Origin of the sequence: Xanthomonas sp. WHRI 10204 (assembly GCF_040202875.1) — a bacterium.
Classification (GTDB): Bacteria; Pseudomonadota; Gammaproteobacteria; order Xanthomonadales; family Xanthomonadaceae; genus Xanthomonas.
Window position 1 is genome coordinate 240,239 of sequence record NZ_JBEGDW010000005.1, and the last position, 18,855, is coordinate 259,093.

Annotated in this window: 14 protein-coding genes; 11 read left to right on the forward strand and 3 right to left on the reverse strand. The window is 65.3% G+C overall.

Annotated features, from left to right (window positions below; all coding sequences use genetic code 11):
- Positions 1–270 precede the first annotated feature (270 nt).
- A complete protein-coding gene (locus tag ABQZ00_RS23330) occupies positions 271–2,121 on the reverse strand; it encodes an Svx/AvrXca family virulence/avirulence protein (RefSeq protein WP_323539114.1) in 1,851 nt (616 codons plus the stop codon).
- 309 nt (positions 2,122–2,430) lie between these two features.
- On the opposite strand from ABQZ00_RS23330, the gene ABQZ00_RS23335 reads away from it, so the two are divergent.
- The 6 genes from ABQZ00_RS23335 (at position 2,431) to ABQZ00_RS23360 (ending at position 11,562) form a co-directional block, all read left to right on the forward strand.
- On the forward strand, positions 2,431–3,669 hold the full coding sequence (locus ABQZ00_RS23335; RefSeq protein WP_323539113.1) for a dipeptidase: 1,239 nt from the start codon (positions 2,431–2,433) through the stop codon (positions 3,667–3,669).
- A gap of 84 nt (positions 3,670–3,753) precedes the next feature.
- Positions 3,754–4,923, forward strand: a complete 1,170-nt coding sequence (locus tag ABQZ00_RS23340; RefSeq protein ID WP_323539112.1) for a glycerate kinase — start codon at positions 3,754–3,756, stop codon at positions 4,921–4,923.
- Positions 4,924–5,070: 147 nt separating this feature from the next.
- A complete protein-coding gene (locus ABQZ00_RS23345) occupies positions 5,071–6,822 on the forward strand; it encodes a sensor domain-containing diguanylate cyclase (protein WP_323539245.1) in 1,752 nt (583 codons plus the stop codon).
- A 148-nt stretch (positions 6,823–6,970) separates the two neighbouring features.
- Positions 6,971–7,363: a DUF2628 domain-containing protein gene (locus tag ABQZ00_RS23350; RefSeq protein ID WP_115514765.1), complete on the forward strand. Its 393-nt coding sequence runs from the start codon at positions 6,971–6,973 to the stop codon at positions 7,361–7,363.
- A gap of 417 nt (positions 7,364–7,780) precedes the next feature.
- Positions 7,781–8,473, forward strand: a complete 693-nt coding sequence (locus ABQZ00_RS23355) for an acetolactate synthase small subunit (protein WP_323539111.1) — start codon at positions 7,781–7,783, stop codon at positions 8,471–8,473.
- Positions 8,474–9,087: 614 nt separating this feature from the next.
- A complete protein-coding gene (locus ABQZ00_RS23360) occupies positions 9,088–11,562 on the forward strand; it encodes a GH92 family glycosyl hydrolase (protein ID WP_323539110.1) in 2,475 nt (824 codons plus the stop codon).
- A 439-nt stretch (positions 11,563–12,001) separates the two neighbouring features.
- On the opposite strand, the gene ABQZ00_RS23365 is transcribed toward ABQZ00_RS23360, so the two are convergent.
- The gene (locus ABQZ00_RS23365) at positions 12,002–13,417 is read right to left on the reverse strand and encodes an amino acid permease (RefSeq protein ID WP_115552372.1); all 1,416 of its coding nucleotides are present in this window, start codon (positions 13,415–13,417) and stop codon (positions 12,002–12,004) included.
- A 152-nt stretch (positions 13,418–13,569) separates the two neighbouring features.
- On the reverse strand, positions 13,570–14,193 hold the full coding sequence (locus tag ABQZ00_RS23370; protein WP_323539109.1) for a glutathione S-transferase family protein: 624 nt from the start codon (positions 14,191–14,193) through the stop codon (positions 13,570–13,572).
- Between the two features lie 277 nt (positions 14,194–14,470).
- On the opposite strand from ABQZ00_RS23370, the gene ABQZ00_RS23375 reads away from it, so the two are divergent.
- The 5 genes from ABQZ00_RS23375 (at position 14,471) to ABQZ00_RS23395 (ending at position 18,693) form a co-directional block, all read left to right on the forward strand.
- Positions 14,471–15,991 (forward strand): DNA recombination protein RmuC, encoded by a 1,521-nt coding sequence (locus ABQZ00_RS23375; RefSeq protein ID WP_323539244.1) that lies wholly within the window; start codon positions 14,471–14,473, stop codon positions 15,989–15,991.
- Positions 15,992–16,543: 552 nt separating this feature from the next.
- The gene (locus ABQZ00_RS23380; RefSeq protein ID WP_323539108.1) at positions 16,544–16,924 is read left to right on the forward strand and encodes a hypothetical protein; all 381 of its coding nucleotides are present in this window, start codon (positions 16,544–16,546) and stop codon (positions 16,922–16,924) included.
- A gap of 84 nt (positions 16,925–17,008) precedes the next feature.
- Positions 17,009–17,560 (forward strand): glutathione peroxidase, encoded by a 552-nt coding sequence (locus tag ABQZ00_RS23385; protein WP_323539107.1) that lies wholly within the window; start codon positions 17,009–17,011, stop codon positions 17,558–17,560.
- Between the two features lie 55 nt (positions 17,561–17,615).
- Positions 17,616–17,858 carry a hypothetical protein gene (locus ABQZ00_RS23390; RefSeq protein WP_104615525.1) on the forward strand — a complete coding sequence of 81 codons (243 nt, stop codon included), beginning with the start codon at positions 17,616–17,618 and terminating at the stop codon, positions 17,856–17,858.
- A gap of 265 nt (positions 17,859–18,123) precedes the next feature.
- Positions 18,124–18,693 carry a hypothetical protein gene (locus ABQZ00_RS23395; RefSeq protein WP_323539106.1) on the forward strand — a complete coding sequence of 190 codons (570 nt, stop codon included), beginning with the start codon at positions 18,124–18,126 and terminating at the stop codon, positions 18,691–18,693.
- Positions 18,694–18,855 lie beyond the last annotated feature (162 nt).

Sequence of the window (18,855 nt, forward strand, 5' to 3'; positions counted from 1 at the left end):
ACCGCATGCAAGCGCACGCCTGCATGCGATCGCTCTCAAACCCACTCGCCACACAGGACCACGCGCTGCTTTCAACAGGTTGCAACTGTGGTGCGGTGACGTGGTCATAACAGCCAAATCAGACGCGAGGCGCAATGCCAAACAAACGGCACGTGCCAGTGACGCGCGCAAGCGGCGTGAGCGTTGCGTGCGTCCACCGATGGCCGTCCCTGGCCTGTGTGTGGAGTCTTCTTGCGCTGATGCGCAGCTACTTGCTGCAGCTGCGCAAGATCACCAGCCGGCTGGCCGCGCGGTGATTTCCGGCACCGCCTGGCGCAGGTCTGCACCAAACTCCGGGTTGGTCATCGTGGCCGGATCGACAAACCCGTAGAACACGCCCTGGGTGGGCGAGGCGCCTTGCTCTTCGACATCGCCACGCAGCTGTGCGGTGCCGCCGACGTTGATGGCGCCGAACGCACCCGGGCCCATGAACACGGTATGCGCCTGCGCAGTGGCACCGATGGTGGCGCCCGGATGCCACACGGTGAGCCCGCCGAGCACCGCATTGCCCTGCACCGTGCCGCCCATCACCGTGGCGCGGCCATCGATGCGTGCATTGCCCAGCACATTGCCGGCCAGCACGCGTGCGCGTGGCCCCACGTAGGCGGTGGAGGCGACATTGGCGGTGTTGGCGACCCAGCCGCCGCCGTTGGCATGACGACGTCCCACCGGGGTGGGCGTGGGCGCATTGGGCTGGCTGCCGGCTGGCGCGGCATTGGTCAGCGTCACGCTCCACGGGTAGCGGTAGATCGCGTAGTACGACTGGTCCCACTTGATCTGCTGCATGGTGCTGGGCGCGCCCATCACCATCAGATACACCGCGCGGTCGCCGCTCTTCAGCGGCATGCTGACGCTGGCCTTGGCGCCGCGCTGCAGCGTGCTGTAACGCGCCTTGCCGGCACTGTCGATGGCTACCACGCCCCAGCGCCAGTCCGAGTCCGGGGTGGGAATGCTGGACGGATCGTTGAGCAGGCCGGGCAGGCTGGTGACCGCTGCTGCGCTCTGCACCTGGCCCTCGAAGGCGACCTGGATCGTGGTGGCGCCGCTGGCGGGGATCAGCTGCACCAGGTTGTAGCCCCAGCGCTGCGGTGCCCATTCGAACGGCACGCGATAGCGGTTGGCCTGGCCGGCCACCGGGTCGAGCACGGTCATGCGCAACGCGCGGTCGCGGTTGTCCCAGTCCTGGGTGCGCTGCGGGTCGAACGACAGATTGCTGCCGTAGCGCGCGCGATACAGCACGCCCTGGTCGCTGCCGTCGGGATTGGTGTAATCCCAGTTGACGTTGCGCATGGCCCAGTCGCCGAACACATCGTTCAGTTGTGCCTGCGTCCAGCCCATGTTGGTCTTGATGACCGAAAACGGATCGGCGCTGCGACGCGCCGGGTTGTCGATGCGCGGCGCCTTGCTCCACATGTCGTTGATGATGGCGTAGCCGTAGCGGTTCTTCAGATACTCCATGAACTGCCAGTTGCAATAACGGTCGCGCGTGGAGCCCAGATACACGTGCGGGTAGTTCACCAGCATGCTGGAGCAATGCACGTCGCTGCTGTGGAATTCCGGCAGCTGATGGGTCATCCAGTTGGCGTGCGATTCCCAGATCCAGCCGGTGTATTCGGACTCCTGCAAGCCGCCAGCCTGGTACTGCAGTGCGTGTGTGAGTTCGTGCGCCAGACCCCAATGGTCGCGCAGGCCGCCCGGCGCCATCCACATGCCCATGCCGCCACTACTGGTGGCACCGCCGCTCAGGCCAAAACTCGGGTCCAGATGCAGGTTGGCCTTGTACTTGGTGGCGACATTGCAGAACGGCTCGGGAAACTGCAGGCGATTGATGAAGGTGTCCCAGACCATTTCCAGATGCGCGCCGGCCGCACGCACATCCGCGTCGGAGACACCGTTGCCATTCCAGCGGAAGGCGAAATGCGCGGTTTCGTAGCGCACCGGCGGCATGCCGATTTCATTGACGCGCGCCGTCCAGGTGCCGGCGGTGCAGGCCGCACTCGCGGTGGAGGCCGCGCCAAGGCCGGTGGCGATCAAACCAAGGATGAGCAAGCGCCGGGGCAGCGCACGCGATGCGATGGACATAGAGGGATCTCGCCAAAAAGGGAAGGTGTTGCGCACACCCGCACGTCGCGCGCTGAAAGCACGGCGATTTGCGGGTATCGGGAGTGGGGGATGCCGCCAGCGACGGCCGCGCAAGTGTGCGCAGCGCCGACCGCCGCGCAATTGCTTTGGCAGTGTATTTTTTAGAACTGCAACGCGTTCGGCGCTCGTGGTGTGGCGCTGGTTGAACTTGTGCGTGCCATGACCGGGCCATTTGCGTGCACAACGCGAAGCCAGCGCGCGGCCGCGCTGCGGCTATGATCGGATGACCCCACCTGCCTGCGAGCGCGCATGAATCTGCAACTGCGATGTGTGGCCGTGTTGCTGAGCCTGGCTGGCTCGGCGCATGCGCTGGAGTTTTCCAAGGCCGAGTTGACGCGCGCCACTGCGCTGCAAAAGCGCCTGGTCACCCTGGATTCGCATCTGGATACGCCGGCCAATCTGGAGCGGCCCGACTTCGATATGTTGCAGGCGCATGCCGGCAATCGCCTGTCGCAAGTGGATTACCCGCGCATGGTCGACGGCGCGCTCGATGGCGGGTTCTGGGCGGTCTACACCGGCCAGGGCAATCGCAGCGCCGCCGCGCATCTCGATGACCGCGATGCCGGGCTGCAGCGGCTGATGAAGATCCATCAACTGCTGGCCGCACAGCCGCAGCGGTTTGCGTTTGCGAGCACGCCCGCCGATGCGGCGCGCATCAAGGCCGATGGCAAGCGGGTGGTGTACATCAGCATGGAAAATGCCAGCCCGCTGGTCGCCGACCCCACGCTGCTGCGCTTCTATTACGCGCAGGGGCTGCGCCTGATGAGCACGGTGCACTTTCTCAACAACGAGTTCGCCGACTCGGCCACCGACCCCAAGGGTCCGGAGTGGAAGGGCTTGAGTCCGGCCGGCAAGCAACTGGTGCAACAGGCGCAGACGCTGGGCATCGTGATCGATCAATCGCACGCCTCCGATGCGGTGTTCGATCAATTGATGGCGCTATCGCCGGTGCCGATCGTGCTCTCGCACAGCGGCGCGCGTGCGGTGTACGACCATCCGCGCAACATCGACGATGCACGCTTGAAGGTGCTGGCCGAGCACGGTGGCGTGATCCAGGTGAACTCCTACGGTGGCTATCTGGTCGACAGCGGTGCCAGTGCCGAGCGTAAAGCCGCCGAAAAGGCGCTGACCGATCAGTACGGCGGCTGGGAACACGTCAAGATCGCCGACGGCACCGCCCTGAGCGCCGCACTCAAGGATCTGGATGTGCGTTACCCAATCAAGCGCGCCACCGAAGAGGATTTCTTTGCCCATCTGGAACACGTGCTGGCCGTGGTCGGGCCCGACCACGTGGGTATCGGCATGGATTGGGATGGCGGCGGTGGTGTGGTCGGGCTGGAAGATGTTTCCAAGCTCCCGCGCATCACCGCCTGGCTGCAGCGCAAGGGCTATACCGAACCGCAGATCGCCGGCATCTGGGGCGGCAACCTGCTGCGGGTGATGCAACAGGCGCAGGACTACGCGGCCAAGCAGGCCAAGGCGACGTAGGGCGATGCGCCGCACCTTGCAGGTGGCATTGCCGCAGCGCATCGCCGCGGCCGCACCTTGTCCTCTATCGCAGGCGCGTCGTTGGTGAGAGTCGTCATCGCCCCGGATGCGTACAAGGAGAGCCTGTCCGCGCGCGCGGTGGCGACGCAGATCGAAGCCGGGTTTGCCGAGGTGTTCCCGCAGTGGCACTACACCACCGTGCCCATGGCCGATGGTGGCGAAGGCACCGTGGATGCGTTGGTCGCTGCCACCGGCGGGCGGGTGATCGCATGCACGGTCAGCGGCCCGCTCGGCACGCCGGTGCAGGCCTTCTTCGGTCTGACCGGCGACGGCGCCACCGCGGTGATCGAAATGGCCGCCGCCAGCGGGCTGGCCCTGATACCGCCAGCACAGCGCGCGCCGCTGCACGCCAGTACTGCCGGAGTGGGTGCGTTGATCCTGGCCGCGCTGGATGCCGGCGCGCGGCGTTTCATCATCGGCATCGGCGGCAGCGCCAGCACCGATGGCGGCGCCGGCATGGCACAGGCGCTGGGCGCGCGGCTGCTGGACGCGCACGGTGCGCCGATCGGCTCCGGCGGTGGGGCACTGGCGGCGTTGGCGCGCATCGACACCGCTGGCCTGGACGCGCGGCTGCAGCAGTGCCACATCGAGGTGGCCTGCGATGTCGACAACCCGCTGATCGGGCCGACCGGTGCCTCGGCAGTGTTCGGCCCGCAAAAGGGCGCCACCCCGGCGATGGTGCGCCAACTCGACGCCAACCTGCGGCACTACGCCGATGTGGTGCAGCGCGAGCTGGGCGTACGCCTGCACGCGCTGCCTGGCGGCGGCGCGGCCGGCGGGCTGGGCGCCGGGTTGGTGGCGTTCCTGGGCGCGCAGTTGCGTCCGGGCGTGGAGGTTGTCGCCCAGGCGCTGAGGCTGGAAGCGCTGATCGCACAGGCCGATCTGGTGATCACCGGCGAAGGCCGTGTCGACAGCCAGAGCCTGCGCGGCAAGACTCCTGTGGGCGTGGCACGCCTGGCGCAGCGGCACGGTATCCCGGTCATCGCCATTGCCGGATCGCTGGGCAACGGCGCTGAACAGCTACACGCGGAGGGCATCGCTGCGCTGTTTTCGGTGGTGCCTGGCGCCTGCACGTTGGAGCAGGCGTTGGCCGATGCTGCCCGCAATGTCGGCGTCACCGCACGCAACCTGGCGGCAGCGCTGCAGGTGGGCGGCGCGTTGACGCAGCGGTCTGCCGCCGACCGCCGCGAATGAGGGATCACGTGGACCAGGCCAAGCGGGCGCCCCCCCCTGCACAGCGGCCGCAGCGCATCCTGTGCCCCGGCGCACGGATGCGCCGATTGGCACTCATGCACAGTCCGCTAGACTGGGCGGATTGCACGGGCACGAGCGAGCTTGCCGTTGAATCAGCGCGATACCGTTGTGTCATCCACCACCACCAGCGAAGCGCAGCGTCTGGCGCGGCTGGCGTTGTTGCAGGTGATCGATACCGAATCCGAACCGTTCTTCGATGCCCTGGCAGCCGCCGCGCAGGCCATCGCCGGCACGCCCATCGCGCTGGTGTCGCTGGTGGACGAGCATCGGCAATGGTGGAAGGCCAACATCGGCTTGCCGGGCGTGTCCGAGACTCCGCGCGAGCTGGCGTTCTGCGCCCACGCCATTCAGGGCGATGCGGTGATGGAGGTGCCCGATGCCCCGGCCGACCCGCGCTTCTGCAACAACGCCCTGGTCACTGATGCACCCGGCATCCGCTATTACGCCGGCGCCCCCATCGTGCTGCCCGATGGCCTGCGCATGGGCACGGTGTGCGTGATCGACCAGCGCCCGCGTCAGCTGCAGCCGGCCCAGCTGGCAGCTCTGCAACAGCTGGCCAAAGTGGCCTCCGAAGGCCTGGAGCAGCGCCGGGTGATGCTCGAGCGCGCCGACATCAACGCCCAACTGCAGCAGCGTCTGCGCGAGAGCGAAGCGTTTCTGGAGCGTACCGGGCGGGTGGCCGGCGTCGGCGGCTGGGAAGTGGATGTCGGCACCAATACGCTGACCTGGTCCGACGAAACCTGCCGGCTGCACGACTTGCCGCCGGGCTACCAGCCCACGCTGGGCGAAGCCATCACGTTCTATCCGCTGGAGGCGCGCGCGGTGATCACCGAGGCGGTGGAACTGTGCGTGCGCGACGGCACGCCCTGGGATCTGGAGCTGCCATTGATCAGCAGCACCGGCCGCCGCCTGTGGGTGCACAGCACCGGCGCGGTGGAACATGTCGACGGCCGCATGCGCCTGATCGGTGCAATCCAGGACGTCACCGACCGCCATCGCGCGGTGGATGCGCTGGCCGCCAGCGAGCGCAAGTTCCGCAAGATGTTCCAGTACAGCCTGGGGCTGATCTGCACCCACGACATGGATGGCCACCTGGTCAGCGTGAACCCGGCGGCAGCGCGCTCGCTGGGCCGCAGCGTGGGAGAGATGGAGGGCCGCTCGCTGTTCGAGCTGATCCGCCCGGAGCGGCATGACGGCGTGCGCGGCTACCTGTCGCGCATGGTGCTCGACGGCCAGGATTCCGGCGTGATCGAGCTGGTGGCCGGCGATGGCAGCCTGCGCCACTGGAAATACCACAACGTGCTCGACGTGGAGTCTGACGCCACCATCGTCCTGGCCCACGCCCAGGACGTCACCAACCAACATCAGCAGGAAAAACAGCTGCTGGAATGGTCGTTCACCGACCCGCTGACCAACTGCTTCAATCGCCGCTTCCTGGACGACCTGGACAGGCGCGATGCCAGCGTGCGCTGGGGCTGCGTGGTGGTGGACCTGGACAAGTTCAAACTGGTCAACGACACCTACGGCCACCAGCGCGGCGATGAAGTGCTGGTGCAGATGGCCTGGTTTCTCAATGCCCCGTTGCGCCGGCAGGACCACCTGGTCCGGCTGGGTGGCGATGAATTTCTGGTGCTGCTGCACCAGGCCAGCGAGCAGCAGCTGCAAGAGCTGGTGCGCACCTATACGGCGGCCGGCGACGATGCGCCGATCCTGTTCACGCTGGGCACGGCCTTGCGCCAGGAAGGCGAAGCGCTGACCGCGGTGGTCGACCGGGCCGACCATTCGCTTTACGCCATCCGGCGCGCGCGGCGCGGGTCCGGGATCGGCCAGCAGCGTTAGCGGCTGCCCGCGCGGGACGTTCGGGTGGCCGGGCAAGGCCGGTTGTGCGTGGCTGGCGCCCTGCAACGCTGCAGAATCTGCCCCGAAACACGTGCTCCTGAATACGCGATCGCCTATCATGTAACCGTTTTCAACTACATGGATTGGAATGGATACCTTCGATCGCACCCAACTCAGCCCCAAGTGGCAGTTTCGCTTCGACTTCTTCGACCGTCACGGCAGCCCCAAGGAGCCGTCCTACAAGGAGGCACTGAAGACGCTGAGCTTCGGTGACAAGGTCAAGATCGGCATGAATTTCTATGCCTTCTTCTTCGGCTGCATCTATTTCTTCATCATCGGCCTGTGGCGCAAGGCGTTGAGCCTGATTGGCATCAGCCTCGTGCTGGGCATCGTGGCCTCGTTCCTGCCGGCCGCGTTCCAGAATGTGCTGTGGCTGCCGATGTCGTTGTTGACCGGCATGATCGCCAACTACGCCTATTACCTGGACAAGGCCAAAGGCAGCACCAGCTGGAACCCGTTCGAAGGCATGCGCTGGATCTGACGTCACCGCAACACCGCAACACCGCAGCGCCGGCCCCTCCCGCCGTCGCCAACGTGTGGCCAATCCCGGTCCGATGACCGGGCTTTTTTGTGGACGCCGAAAAAGCAGGCGAGGCGTCGCTTGTCTGCGCGCCCCGCACTGATTCAAATCTACCGATTAGCCCTGACCTTCAGTTGTGGCACCTCCGCGCTTATCGCTAAATCCGCCCAATGCAAGGCCGCGATGAGGTCCTGGCTGAAACAACTTCGGACCGGCTCCTCGCGTCAGCGGCGCCGAGAGCGGACATCAAGGAAAACACCGGGAAAACCAAGCTATTTGCAGGACTGCAACAAACATCCAGTTGAGGGTCAGGGCTAATCAGGCAGATCTATGGCATGGCAGTAAGCTATCCAGACTTCAAGCACCGGAGTGTTGGCTATGGATTCTCTTCGCCAAGGGCACCGCATTGCCAAAGTTGTTTCGACCAGCGCTTTGCTGCTGGTATTGGCCGCATGCGCGGAGCCGTCGAATGCCCATCAGGAGAAGGCAATCCAGGATGTCACCTCCGCCGACCTTAAGCGCGAGCAGGACCGCGTCGCCGCACTTGTCGATGCCGCCCCTCCTGAGCGTTCGGCGCCAATGATGACCTGGGACGGCTATCCCGCATTGCAACCAGGGGATGAGCACACCCCAGAGCAGCTTTTGAAGCAGATCGAGGCACTCGCCAAGGCTCTCCATGTCCAAGCAGACTCCGACCCCGCCAATGTGGAGCGCGTGTTGGGAATCGCGCTTCCTCCCGACGCCAAACATGAGCGCAGAGGGGTGACTGGCAGTGTGGGGCAGGGCAGTTACGAGTGGGCGGTGTGGAAGCCATCACCCAAGCACCCTGGGCACCGGGTGGAACTGACACTCACCCCAAACGCCTGCCTTGCCTACGAGGGGCTGAAGAAGCAGATGGAGGCTGATCGGTTCCAGGTGTATGTGCCCACGTTTGGCGATGATCAGCGAATCACGTTCCACAAGGTCGTCGGCCCGTCGCTTGGGCTCTACATTGCCGCGACTCCTGACCGACGGGACGCACCGACCTGCGTGACGATCGTCCGCTTCGAGATGGAGCGCAGCGATGCCTGATACCCGCATCGAGCGCATGCTCCCAGCAGGCCGAAACCACCAGGCAGGATCAGGTCCGCCAGCAGGCGTTGGAACAGACGCAGCAGCAAAATCAGCAGCAGGAGCAGGGGCCAAGGATCACCATGGGCGGTCCTTGAAAGTGCTCACCGACGTGGCTGCCTCTAATTGAGAGATCACCGCCAGCCACGCCCACCTGCAATCGCTTAACGCGCCAAGCGCCTGATCTGCCGCCCGAGCGTCGGCCTGCAATGGTTGCTGGTCGACAACCTGTTGCTGCGCAGCAGTTAGGCCGCCAGTTTCCGTGCCCCGGACATGCATTCCCGGCTCGGCCAACCCAGCTCGGCGCAGGTGCGCACCCTGGATCACTCCCGTTGCATCGCCAGACGGGCACAGCCGCTTTTCGGAATCGCGGTGTTCGGAATCGGCATGCACCACTTGTAGACTCGGACTCCGGTACGCCGTCAGCACGCAACTGGCGAGGATTCACCTTAGTTTTACCGGCTGTTCCTAGTCGTCGTTCGAGCACCGTCGTCATGCTGATCGCCGCGTCTTGCAGCGGTCGGTGCGCGTCATTCCACCTGCGGCCTCGGCCGCTCTCCCCCGAGGTGTCTTGCATGCTCTCTGCCGTTGCATCCGATCGCTCTTTGTTGCCTCTTCCATCAACCTCGCTGTGGCGCCGCGTCGCTGCCCTTTGCCTGTTCGGCATGGCGGTTGCGCCGCCGCTGGCCGCGCAGGACCCGGCGCAGGTCAACACCTTCATCGGCAGCAAGGACGACGGCAATACCTATCCCGGCGCGTCCGCTCCGTTCGGCCTGATCCAGGTCAGCCCGATCGGCGCGCACTACGCCGGCTGGCGCTACGACGACCCCAACATCCGCGGCTTTGGGCATTCGTTTTTGTCCGGCGCCGGTTGCTGGGAGCAGGGCGGGCAGGTGTCGATCCTGCCGGTGACCGGCAGCATCGGCCCGGGCGGCGATTTCGACACCGCCGACGCCAAGACCTTCGACCAGAAACGCTATGCAGCGCGCTATACGCATGCCGGCGAAGTGGGCCAGGCCGGTTATTACAAGGTGCGGCTCACCGACTACGGCGGCATCGACGCCGAAGCCACTGCACTCACCCGCGCCGCGGCCGAGCGCTATACCTTCGCGCCCGGCGCCGACACCGGCCACCTGCTGATCAACGTGGCCCAGGCCAACGACCGCCACGTGGTGATCGGCAGCCAGGTGCAGCTGGTCGGCGACCGTGTGGTGGAAGGCAAACTGGTCACGCAGAGTTTCTGTGGTGGCCACGAATACACCACCTGGTTCCGGCTGGAATTCGATCGCCCGTTCACCGCGCACGGGGTGTGGGGCGAAGACGGCGGCGTGCCCGGCGCGCGTCACGGCATGGGCGGCGAACTCAAACCCAATGGCGCCTGGCTCAGCTTCCCGCTGGGCAAGGGCAAGGACGCGCGCGCGGTGACCGTGGTCAGCGCCATCTCCCATGTCGATGCCGACGGCGCACGCAGCAACCTGCGCGCCGATGGCATGCAGGGCGGCACGCTGCTGAGCCTGGAGCGGATGCGCCAGCGCGCGCAGCAGGTCTGGCGCACCGAACTGGCCAGCCTGCAGCTGGACGGCGCCAGCAAGGACGACCGCAGCGTGGCCTACACCGCGCTCTACCACGCCTTGTTGCAGCCGCTCACCGGCAGCGATGCCGATGGCCGCTACCGCGGCTATGACGATGCGATCCATCGTGTCGAGGGCTGGACCTACTACGAGTACTTTTCGCTGTGGGATACCTATCGCTCGCAGAATCAGTTGCTCGCCTTGCTGCGCCCGCAGCGCGCGCGCGATATCGGCCGCTCGCTGCTGGCGATCCATCAGCAAGGCGGCTGGCTGCCGCGCTGGGGCTACGCCAACTACGACACCAACATCATGACCGGCGATCCGGTGACGCCGTTCCTGGTCGACCTGTGGCGCTTCGGCGCGCTGCAGGGCAACGAGGCCGAGGCCTACGCCGCGCTACGGCAGAACGCCTTCGGCCAACCGCCGATCAACTCGCGGCATTCCGGGCGTTCGGGCAACGCGAGTTATCTCGCCAATGGCTTCGTGCAATACGACCGCGCGTTTCCCTCCAAGGGCATGGACGTGGACCCGCACCACGGCGGCTCGGCCACGCTGGAATACGCCCTGGCCGATTGCGCGCTTGCACAGATGGCCCAAGCCCTGGGCCATGCCGACGACAGCACGCAACTGCGCGCGCGCGGCGGCAACTGGCATCACGTCTGGGACGCCACGGTGCGCGATGCGGACACCAGCTTTGCCGGCTTCCCGCGTCCACGCCTGGAAGATGGCAGCTGGTACGCGCCGTCCAACGACCAGTACAGCCCACGCTCGCAACACGGCTTCCACGAAGGCACTGCCTGGCAATACCAATGGCTGGTGCAGCAGGACATCCCCGGCATGCTGCAGGCCATGCATGGCAGCGACCAGGCAGGCAAACGCCTGGACACCTTCTTCGCCTATGACGACCTGCTCAAGGACCCGCTCAACGGTGCGCGCACGCATTGGGTGGTCGGCCCGTACAGCTATTACAACCAGTACCGCTACAACCCCAACAACGAGCCCGACCTGCACGCGCCGTGGATGTACACGCTGATCGGCCAGCCGTGGAAGACCGCCACCGTGGTGCGCGCCGCGCAGCAGTTGTTCACCAATGCGCCCAACGGCGTCACCGGCAACGACGACCTCGGCACGATGTCGGCCTGGTATTTGTTCAGCGCCTTGGGGCTGTATCCGGCGGTGCCGGGCAGCGGCGAGTTCCTGTTGCACACGCCGCGTTTCAAGCACGCCACGCTGGACCTGGGTAACGGCAAACGTCTGCGTATCGATGCCCCCGGCGCCGATGGCCGCGCGCTGCAGTATGTGCAGGGCGTGCGCTTGAACGGCACGCCGCAGACCAAGGTCTTCCTGGATTGGGCCCAATTGCAGCAAGGCGGCACCTTGTCGTTTGCGCTCACCAAGCAGGCGCCCACGCAAGGCTGGGGCACGCAAGCGGATGCACTCCCAACCTCGTTCTGCGCCACGCCTGCAGCAGCGCCTTGAGCCAAAGCTTCTCCCCTGGTTGCGGGGAGTGCGAGGGAAAGCCCTGACGTTGCCGGAGCATGTACTAAAGCCCCTCTCCTGCGGGGCGATAAGGCACAGCTTGCGCGCCACTGGCGCGCGTGCCTGGGAGCGCCCGCGCTGCTAGCGCGGGCCGGGGCGCGGGTACGGAGCGAAGCCCCTGACCAAGTTGGATAACACCAGGCTTCGCCCGTCCCCTCATCCGGCCCTTCGGGCCACCTTCTCCCGATGGGAGAAGGGAGTGGTCAGCGCGCATCCGCAAGCAGTCGTGCAGCACAGGACTGCTACCGCCAAGACTTTCCCGTCGACGATTCAACCTGGAAGGCGCGTGGCGACGCGTTCGTCATGCATGGCACTGAAAGATCTCTGGGGCGCCCCTCATCCGGCCCTTCGGGCCACCTTCTCCCGATGGGAGATGGAACTACCCAACCTTCGCCAAGCGGCTATTCCGCCGCCCATACGCCAGATAGACCACCACGCCCAACACATTCCACAGCAAGAACCACAGCTGCGTCTTGCTCGGCAGGCTCCAGAACAGATACAGGCAGCCCAGGATCGCTACCGGTCCCACCACCCAGGCCAGCGGCGTGCGGAACGCCCGCGCACGGGTGGGTTCGCGCACGCGCAACACCAGCAAACACGCCGCCACGGCAGTAAACGCGGCCAACGTGCCGGCATTGGCCAACGCAGCGATTTCGTCCAGCCGCGCCACACCCGCCAACGCCGCCACCAGCACCGCGGTGAACAAGGTGATCGCCACCGGCGTGCCGGTGCGGGCGTTGACCTTGGACAAGCCACGCGGCAACAGCCCGTCGCGCGACATCACAAAGAAGATCCGGCTCTGCCCGTACAGGAACGCCAGCAGCACCGTCGGCAGCGCGATGATCGCCACCGCACCGATCACCAACGCCGCCTTGCCGTGACCCAGCTCGCGCATGATCAACGCCAACGGCTCCGGGCTCTTACTGAACACGGTGAAGCTCAACGCGCCCACTGCCGAAAGCGCCACCAGCACGTAGATCAGCGTGCAGCCGATCATCGAACCGACGATACCGATCGACAGATCGCGCCCCGGGTTCTTGGTCTCTTCGGCGGCGGTGGAAATCGCATCGAACCCATAGAACGCAAAGAAGATGATCGCTGCCGCCGCCATCACCCCGCGCTCCACACCGTCCGGCCCCATCGCCTTGGAGAAGCCATACGGCATGAACGGCTGCAGGTTGGCGCTGTTGAAGGCCGGCAAGGCGATCGCCACGAACACAGCCAGCGCAATGATCTTCAGCACCACCAGCACCGCATTGAGCGTGGCGCTCTCCTTGGTGCCGGCCATCAACATGCCGGCCACCAAAAAGGTGATCACCACCGCCGGCAGGTTCACGATACCGCCCGCGTGCGGCCCGGCAATCAATGCATGTGGCAGGTCGACTCCCACCCACTGCAGGAACCCGACGAAATAGCCCGACCAGCCCACCGCCACGGTGCTGACCACCAGCGAATATTCCAGCACCAGGCTCCAGCCCACCACCCAGGCGATGCTCTCGCCCAAGGCGGTGTAGCTGTAGGTGTATGCACTGCCGGCAGCCGGCATCATCGTGGCCATTTCCGCATACGCCAGCGCCGCGCAGGCGCACACGATGCCGGCGGCAACGAAGGACAGCAGCACGGCCGGGCCGGCCTTGTCCGCGCCCACGCCGATCAGCGTGTAGATGCCGGTGCCGACGATTGCCCCGATCCCCAGCGCAATCAGATGCGGCCAACTCAGGCTGCGCACCAGTTGCCGGCCGGCCTCGTGCACGGTGACCTGATCGATGGATTTGCGCCTGAGCCAAGACGACATGCGGACCTCGAAGGAACCAAAAGAATCGCCGAGTGTCGCCCAACGCGCTGCAGCAAAGCTATCGGTGGTGATGCGATTCGGGTTGAGGCGATGCGGCTGCGTGTCCTGAAGCTACGCAAACAGATGACCCATAGGCCGCCACAACGGCACCGCTAAGCCACCCCATTACACCCATGCCGCTGAAACCCGGCGCGCAGTCCGAGCTGCGCGTAATACGCCTCCACCGCAGGCAACTCCGGCCGATCGATCGGGCTGGCAAACCAGCGCTGCGTCGATAAGCCCAGCACGATATCGGCCAGGGTGAAGTTTGCCCCGAGTACGAACGGACCGCCGCGCTGCAGCTGTGCGTCAAGGATGGTCATATGCCGATTCCACTCGCGCACGCTGGCTGCGATCGCCTGCACATCGGTATGCGCCGCATTGCCACGCACCGTCGCCATGAACGCGTAACGCCATGCGTTGTTGAGCTCGGTTGCCTGCCAATCCATCCATTGCTCGACCAGTGCACGTGCAGCGGGCGCAATCGGCAGCAGATCGTCGCGGTGGCTGCGCGCGGCCAGATACCGGCAGATGGTGTTCGATTCCCACAGCACCACAGTGCCATCGCGCATCACCGGCACCAACGCATTGGGATTGAGCGCGCGAAACGCCGACGTGTCCACCGAGGCAAAACCGCTGCCATACGCATGCAGCGTGTAGTCCAGCGCCAACTCCTCGCACAGCCACAGCACCTTGCGCACATTGATGGAGGTCGGCTTTCCGTAGAGTTCGAGCATGGTCTGTCGCAGATTTGGCAGGCTGCTCACCTTAGCGTGTCATCACTTTTTCGCGCAGTGATCCAGGCAAACCCATGCACGAGCTCGACGCCCGCGTCGCAGCTACCGCCGCCCGCCGAGTGCGAACCTGCGCCAACCCACCGGGCACCGCGCCATGCCCCCGCACCGATGCATCCAGTCGCCAAGCCACTGGCGCAGCTGTTGCGACCGGCCCCGTTACACTGCGCGCATGTCATCCGAATCCCTGATCCTTCTCGGACTGCTCGTCGTAGTCCTCGTGCTGCAGCTGCTCGCCCTGCTGCGGCGTCCTTCCACCAGCGGTCTGGAGCTGGCGCTGCGCGCCGAACAACGCGACGGTCGCGGCGAACTGCGCGAGCAACTCGAAGGCCTGTCGCGGCAGCAGGATGCGCGTCTGGAAACCTTCGCGCGCAATCTCACCGAGTTGTCCACCCGCACCGATCAACGTCTGGACTTGCTGCGCGATGCCCTTGGCGAAGATGCCCGCAAGGCGCGCGAAGAAAGCGGCCTGGCCCAGCAACGCACCGGCGAATTGCTGACCCTGCGGCTCACCGAACTACGCACCCAGCTCGAAGGCTTCGGCCAGCAGCAGGAAACCCGCATCCACGTGTTCGGCCAGCAACTGACCGACCTGATCGCACGCACCGACACGCATATGGCCGCGTTGCGCGAAGCGCTGGCCGAGGATGCGCGCAAGGGCCGCGCCGAAGCCGGCGAGTCGCAGCAACGCTTCACCGAAGCGCTGAGCCAGCGCCTGAGCGAACTCACCCAGCGCAACGAACTTCGCATCGGTGAGATGCGCGCCACGCTGGAACAGCAGCTGGCCAGCCTGCAAAGCGACAACGCCAGCAAGCTGGAGTTGATGCGCGCCACCGTCGACGAAAAACTGCAGACCACGCTCAACACACGCCTGGATGCGTCCTTCAAGCTCGTCTCCGAGCGCCTGGAACAGGTGCAGCGCGGCCTGGGCGAAATGCAGCAACTGGCCACCGGCGTGGGCGATCTCAAGCGCGTGCTCAGCAACGTCAAGGACCGTGGTGGTTGGGGCGAAGTGCAGCTGGAAAACATCCTCGAGCAGACGCTGACGATGGAGCAGTACGCGCGCGGCGTGCGGGTCAAACCCGATAGTGCCGAAGCGGTGGATTTTGCGATCCGCCTGCCCGGGCGCGGCGACGACACGGTGGTGTGGCTGCCGGTCGACGCCAAGTTCCCGCGCGAGGACTACGAACGCCTGATCGACGCGCAGGAAAAGGGCGACCTGGACGCGATCAAGCAGTCGACCGCGCAGCTGGAGCGCGCCATCCGCGTGCAGGCCAAATCCATCAGCGACAAGTACGTCAGCCCGCCTCACACGACGGATTTCGCGGTGATGTTTCTGCCCACCGAGGGCCTGTACGCCGAAGTCATCCGCCGCGCCGGCCTGGTCGATCTGCTGCAGCGCGAACATCGCGTGGTACTGGCCGGCCCGACCACGTTCACCGCCCTGCTCAACAGCCTGCAAATGGGCTTCCGCACGCTGGCCATCGAAAAACGCTCCAGCGAGGTCTGGCAGGTGCTGGGCGCAGTGAAGAGCGAGTTCGGCAAGTTCGCCGGCATTCTGGAGAAGGCTGAGCGGCAGATCAGCACCGTCGGCAAGAGCCTCGGCGAAGCCAGCCGCAAGACCCGCACCATCGAACGTCGCCTGCGCGGTGTGGAAACCTTGTCCGGCGACCAATCCCAAGCGCTGCTGGACGCTGCCGACAACGGCAACGACGACGAAATCGGCGACGAGCAAGAGTGATCCACCCGCAGACGCCAGCCAACAGACAGCAAACGTAGGAGCGCACCCGGGCGCGACAGGGCATTACCGGTAACGCCTCATCGCGGCCAGGTCCGCTCCTACACCACCAGCCGCAAGACGCGCACGCCTGCGCAGCGCAGAAGTAGTTCGACCGCAAACGGCGATGCAGCAGCGCCCCTACCCAAGAGACAGCAGACCGTAGGTAGGAGCGCACCCGGGCGCGACAAGGCATTACCGGTAACGCCCAATCGCGGCCAGGTCCGTTCCTACACCGCCAGCCGCCAGCCACGCACCCTCGAACGCCGCCTGCGCAGCGCAGAAGTAGTTCGACCGCAAACGGCGATGCAGCAGCGCCCCTGCCCAAGAGACAGCACACCGTAGGTAGGAGCGCACCCGGGCGCGACAAGGCATTACCGATAACGCTTCATCGCGCCCGGGTGCGCTCCTACAGCAGCAGGGTCGAAGCGTCATCTTTCTGCGCCCTATGCCAAGCACACCACGCAGACATCGGCATCGCGATCCTGCGTACCTGACCTTTCAAAGAGAACTGGTATGTCGACCCGTTGGATCTACGCGGCACTGTCCGCGCTGCTGCTGGCTGCCTGCAGCAACTCACCTGCGTCTCGTGCAGAGGCCGCATCCGCGAGCACGCCCGCATCGCAAACCGCAAACGCCGACGCAGCCGCCTGCACCGCAAAAGGCGGGCAGCTGCACCCGGTGGGCCGCATGCAGATTCCGCGTTGCATCGTGCCGTATGCCGATGCCGGCAAGACCTGCACCGACAAGGCCGATTGCAGCGGCGATTGCCTGGCCACCAGCATCGTGCCGGCCGGTACCGCCACCACCGGCACCTGCCAGCGTGACAGCGATCGCTTCGGCTGCCGTCAGGCTGTAGTGGGTGGCAAAGGCCAGGCGGCGCTGTGCATCGATTGACCGGCTGATATGCGCGCGGGCGACATCGCTCGCGCGCACCCGGCGGTTTATGCTCTGGCGCTTCCCGCCAATCAGGACGCACCCATGACTTCGAGCATCCACGCCATTCCGGTGACACGCATCGATGGTGCACCGGCCAGCCTGGCCGACTACCGCGGCAAGGTACTGCTGGTGGTCAACGTCGCCTCCAAGTGCGGCCTCACCCCGCAATACGAAGGCCTGGAAGCGCTGTACCGCGACAAGCATGCGGCGGGCCTGGAAGTGCTGGCGTTCCCGGCCAACGACTTCAACGGCCAGGAACCCGGCAGCGAGGCGGAGATCGCCCAGTTCTGCCAGCTCACCTACGACGTCACCTTCCCGATGTTCTCCAAGATCGCCGTTACCGGTGCAGACACCCACCCGCTGTACCAGGCCCTGACCAGCGCGCGCCCGAGCGCCACCGGCGATGGCCCGATGCGCGAGAAACTCGCCGGCTATGGCATTGCCGCAAACCCCGCACCGGGCGTGTTGTGGAACTTCGAAAAATTCCTGATCGGCCGCGACGGCGCCGTCATCGAGCGCTTCGCCCCCGATGTGCCGGCCGACGATACGCGCCTGCGCGCAGCCGTGGATGCCGCATTGGCTGCGGCTGCATAAAGCAGGCAGCCGTCCTTCAATGCCAGGCAAGACACGCGTTCGAGCCGGTGTTCTGATGCTGATCTTGATCAGCGTGCTTGCCTGCGTCACCGGTCTGGCGCTGTGGTACCACAGCCGCCTGGCCAATCCATGTCCTGATGGCGCGCTCATCAATGGCGAGCCGGCAACGTGCTTTTACCGTATCGAATGGATGGAAAAGTGGCCAATGATTGCGGTTGTGCTTGTGGTCGGCTTTGCGTTTTGCCTGTTGGCTTCCTGGCTATCGTTCAAAATCCCAAGCCTCCGCAAACGGATGTGACCACGCGCAGATGATGCGTCGATTTTCTTGCGATTGAAGATGACAGTAACCGCCTGCATCGAGCACGTCCTGCCAAACCAGGCACGCGAATCAAGCGCGGCCGCGGCGAGGCAGGCGAAATGATGGAGATCCGCGCGACGCCAACGAATCACCTACGCCTCGCAACGACAGCGCACCAGCAGTAGACGCGGCGTTGGGAGACGAGCACTTGCTGCGCCGGCTGATAACGAGCGACTGGCCTGGCGTCTTTTCGAAGGAACCCTGGATGACCGACGACCTCACCCAGCTTTTTGATCGTGCGACCATCACGCGCACGGCATCTGCCGACGAGATCTCAGACCTCCAAGCGCAGATCGGCCCGCTGCCGCCTTCCTACGCGCTGTTTGCACGCACATTCGGCTACGGCACGACCAACGGCCTTTTCGTCATCGAGATGCCCTTCAGCATGTTCGGCAATGACGGTCTGCTCGTCCGAGGTGTCGAACTCCACGATCAGGTTCATTCGCTGGTCGACCAATACCTGGAAGACGGCATCGCGATCGGCGATCTCGATTGCCTTGAACCCCATGACGACGAAAGCCGTGACATCGCCCACTTCTTCGACGCGCTTCGTTTCTACGGCAGCAGCATCAACGGTGAGTATCTGTGCTGGCGGCGCGATCAGGACGATTTCAAGTTCCATGTCATCGACCGCGCCTGCTTCTCGATCCGTTGTGCCGGAACGAGCCTCATCCAGTTCATCCGCAAAGCGCAGACCAGCGAGATTAAAACGGTGCTTGGTTCCGGTTATCAGGCACTGCCGCGCATCTTCGAAGGCGCCACTGCCGAGGGCTGAGTACAACGTCATCCGGGTCTGCTGCGGACGCGCATTCTCAATCGGTTTCAGATCTAACGGCGGCCAGTCATCTTTTGCGCTCACCGGCGGTGCGCAGCCGCTGCCCGGCACCGGCATACACCACCTGTGCGCTCCGGTGCCGAGCGCACGACTGACGGCTAC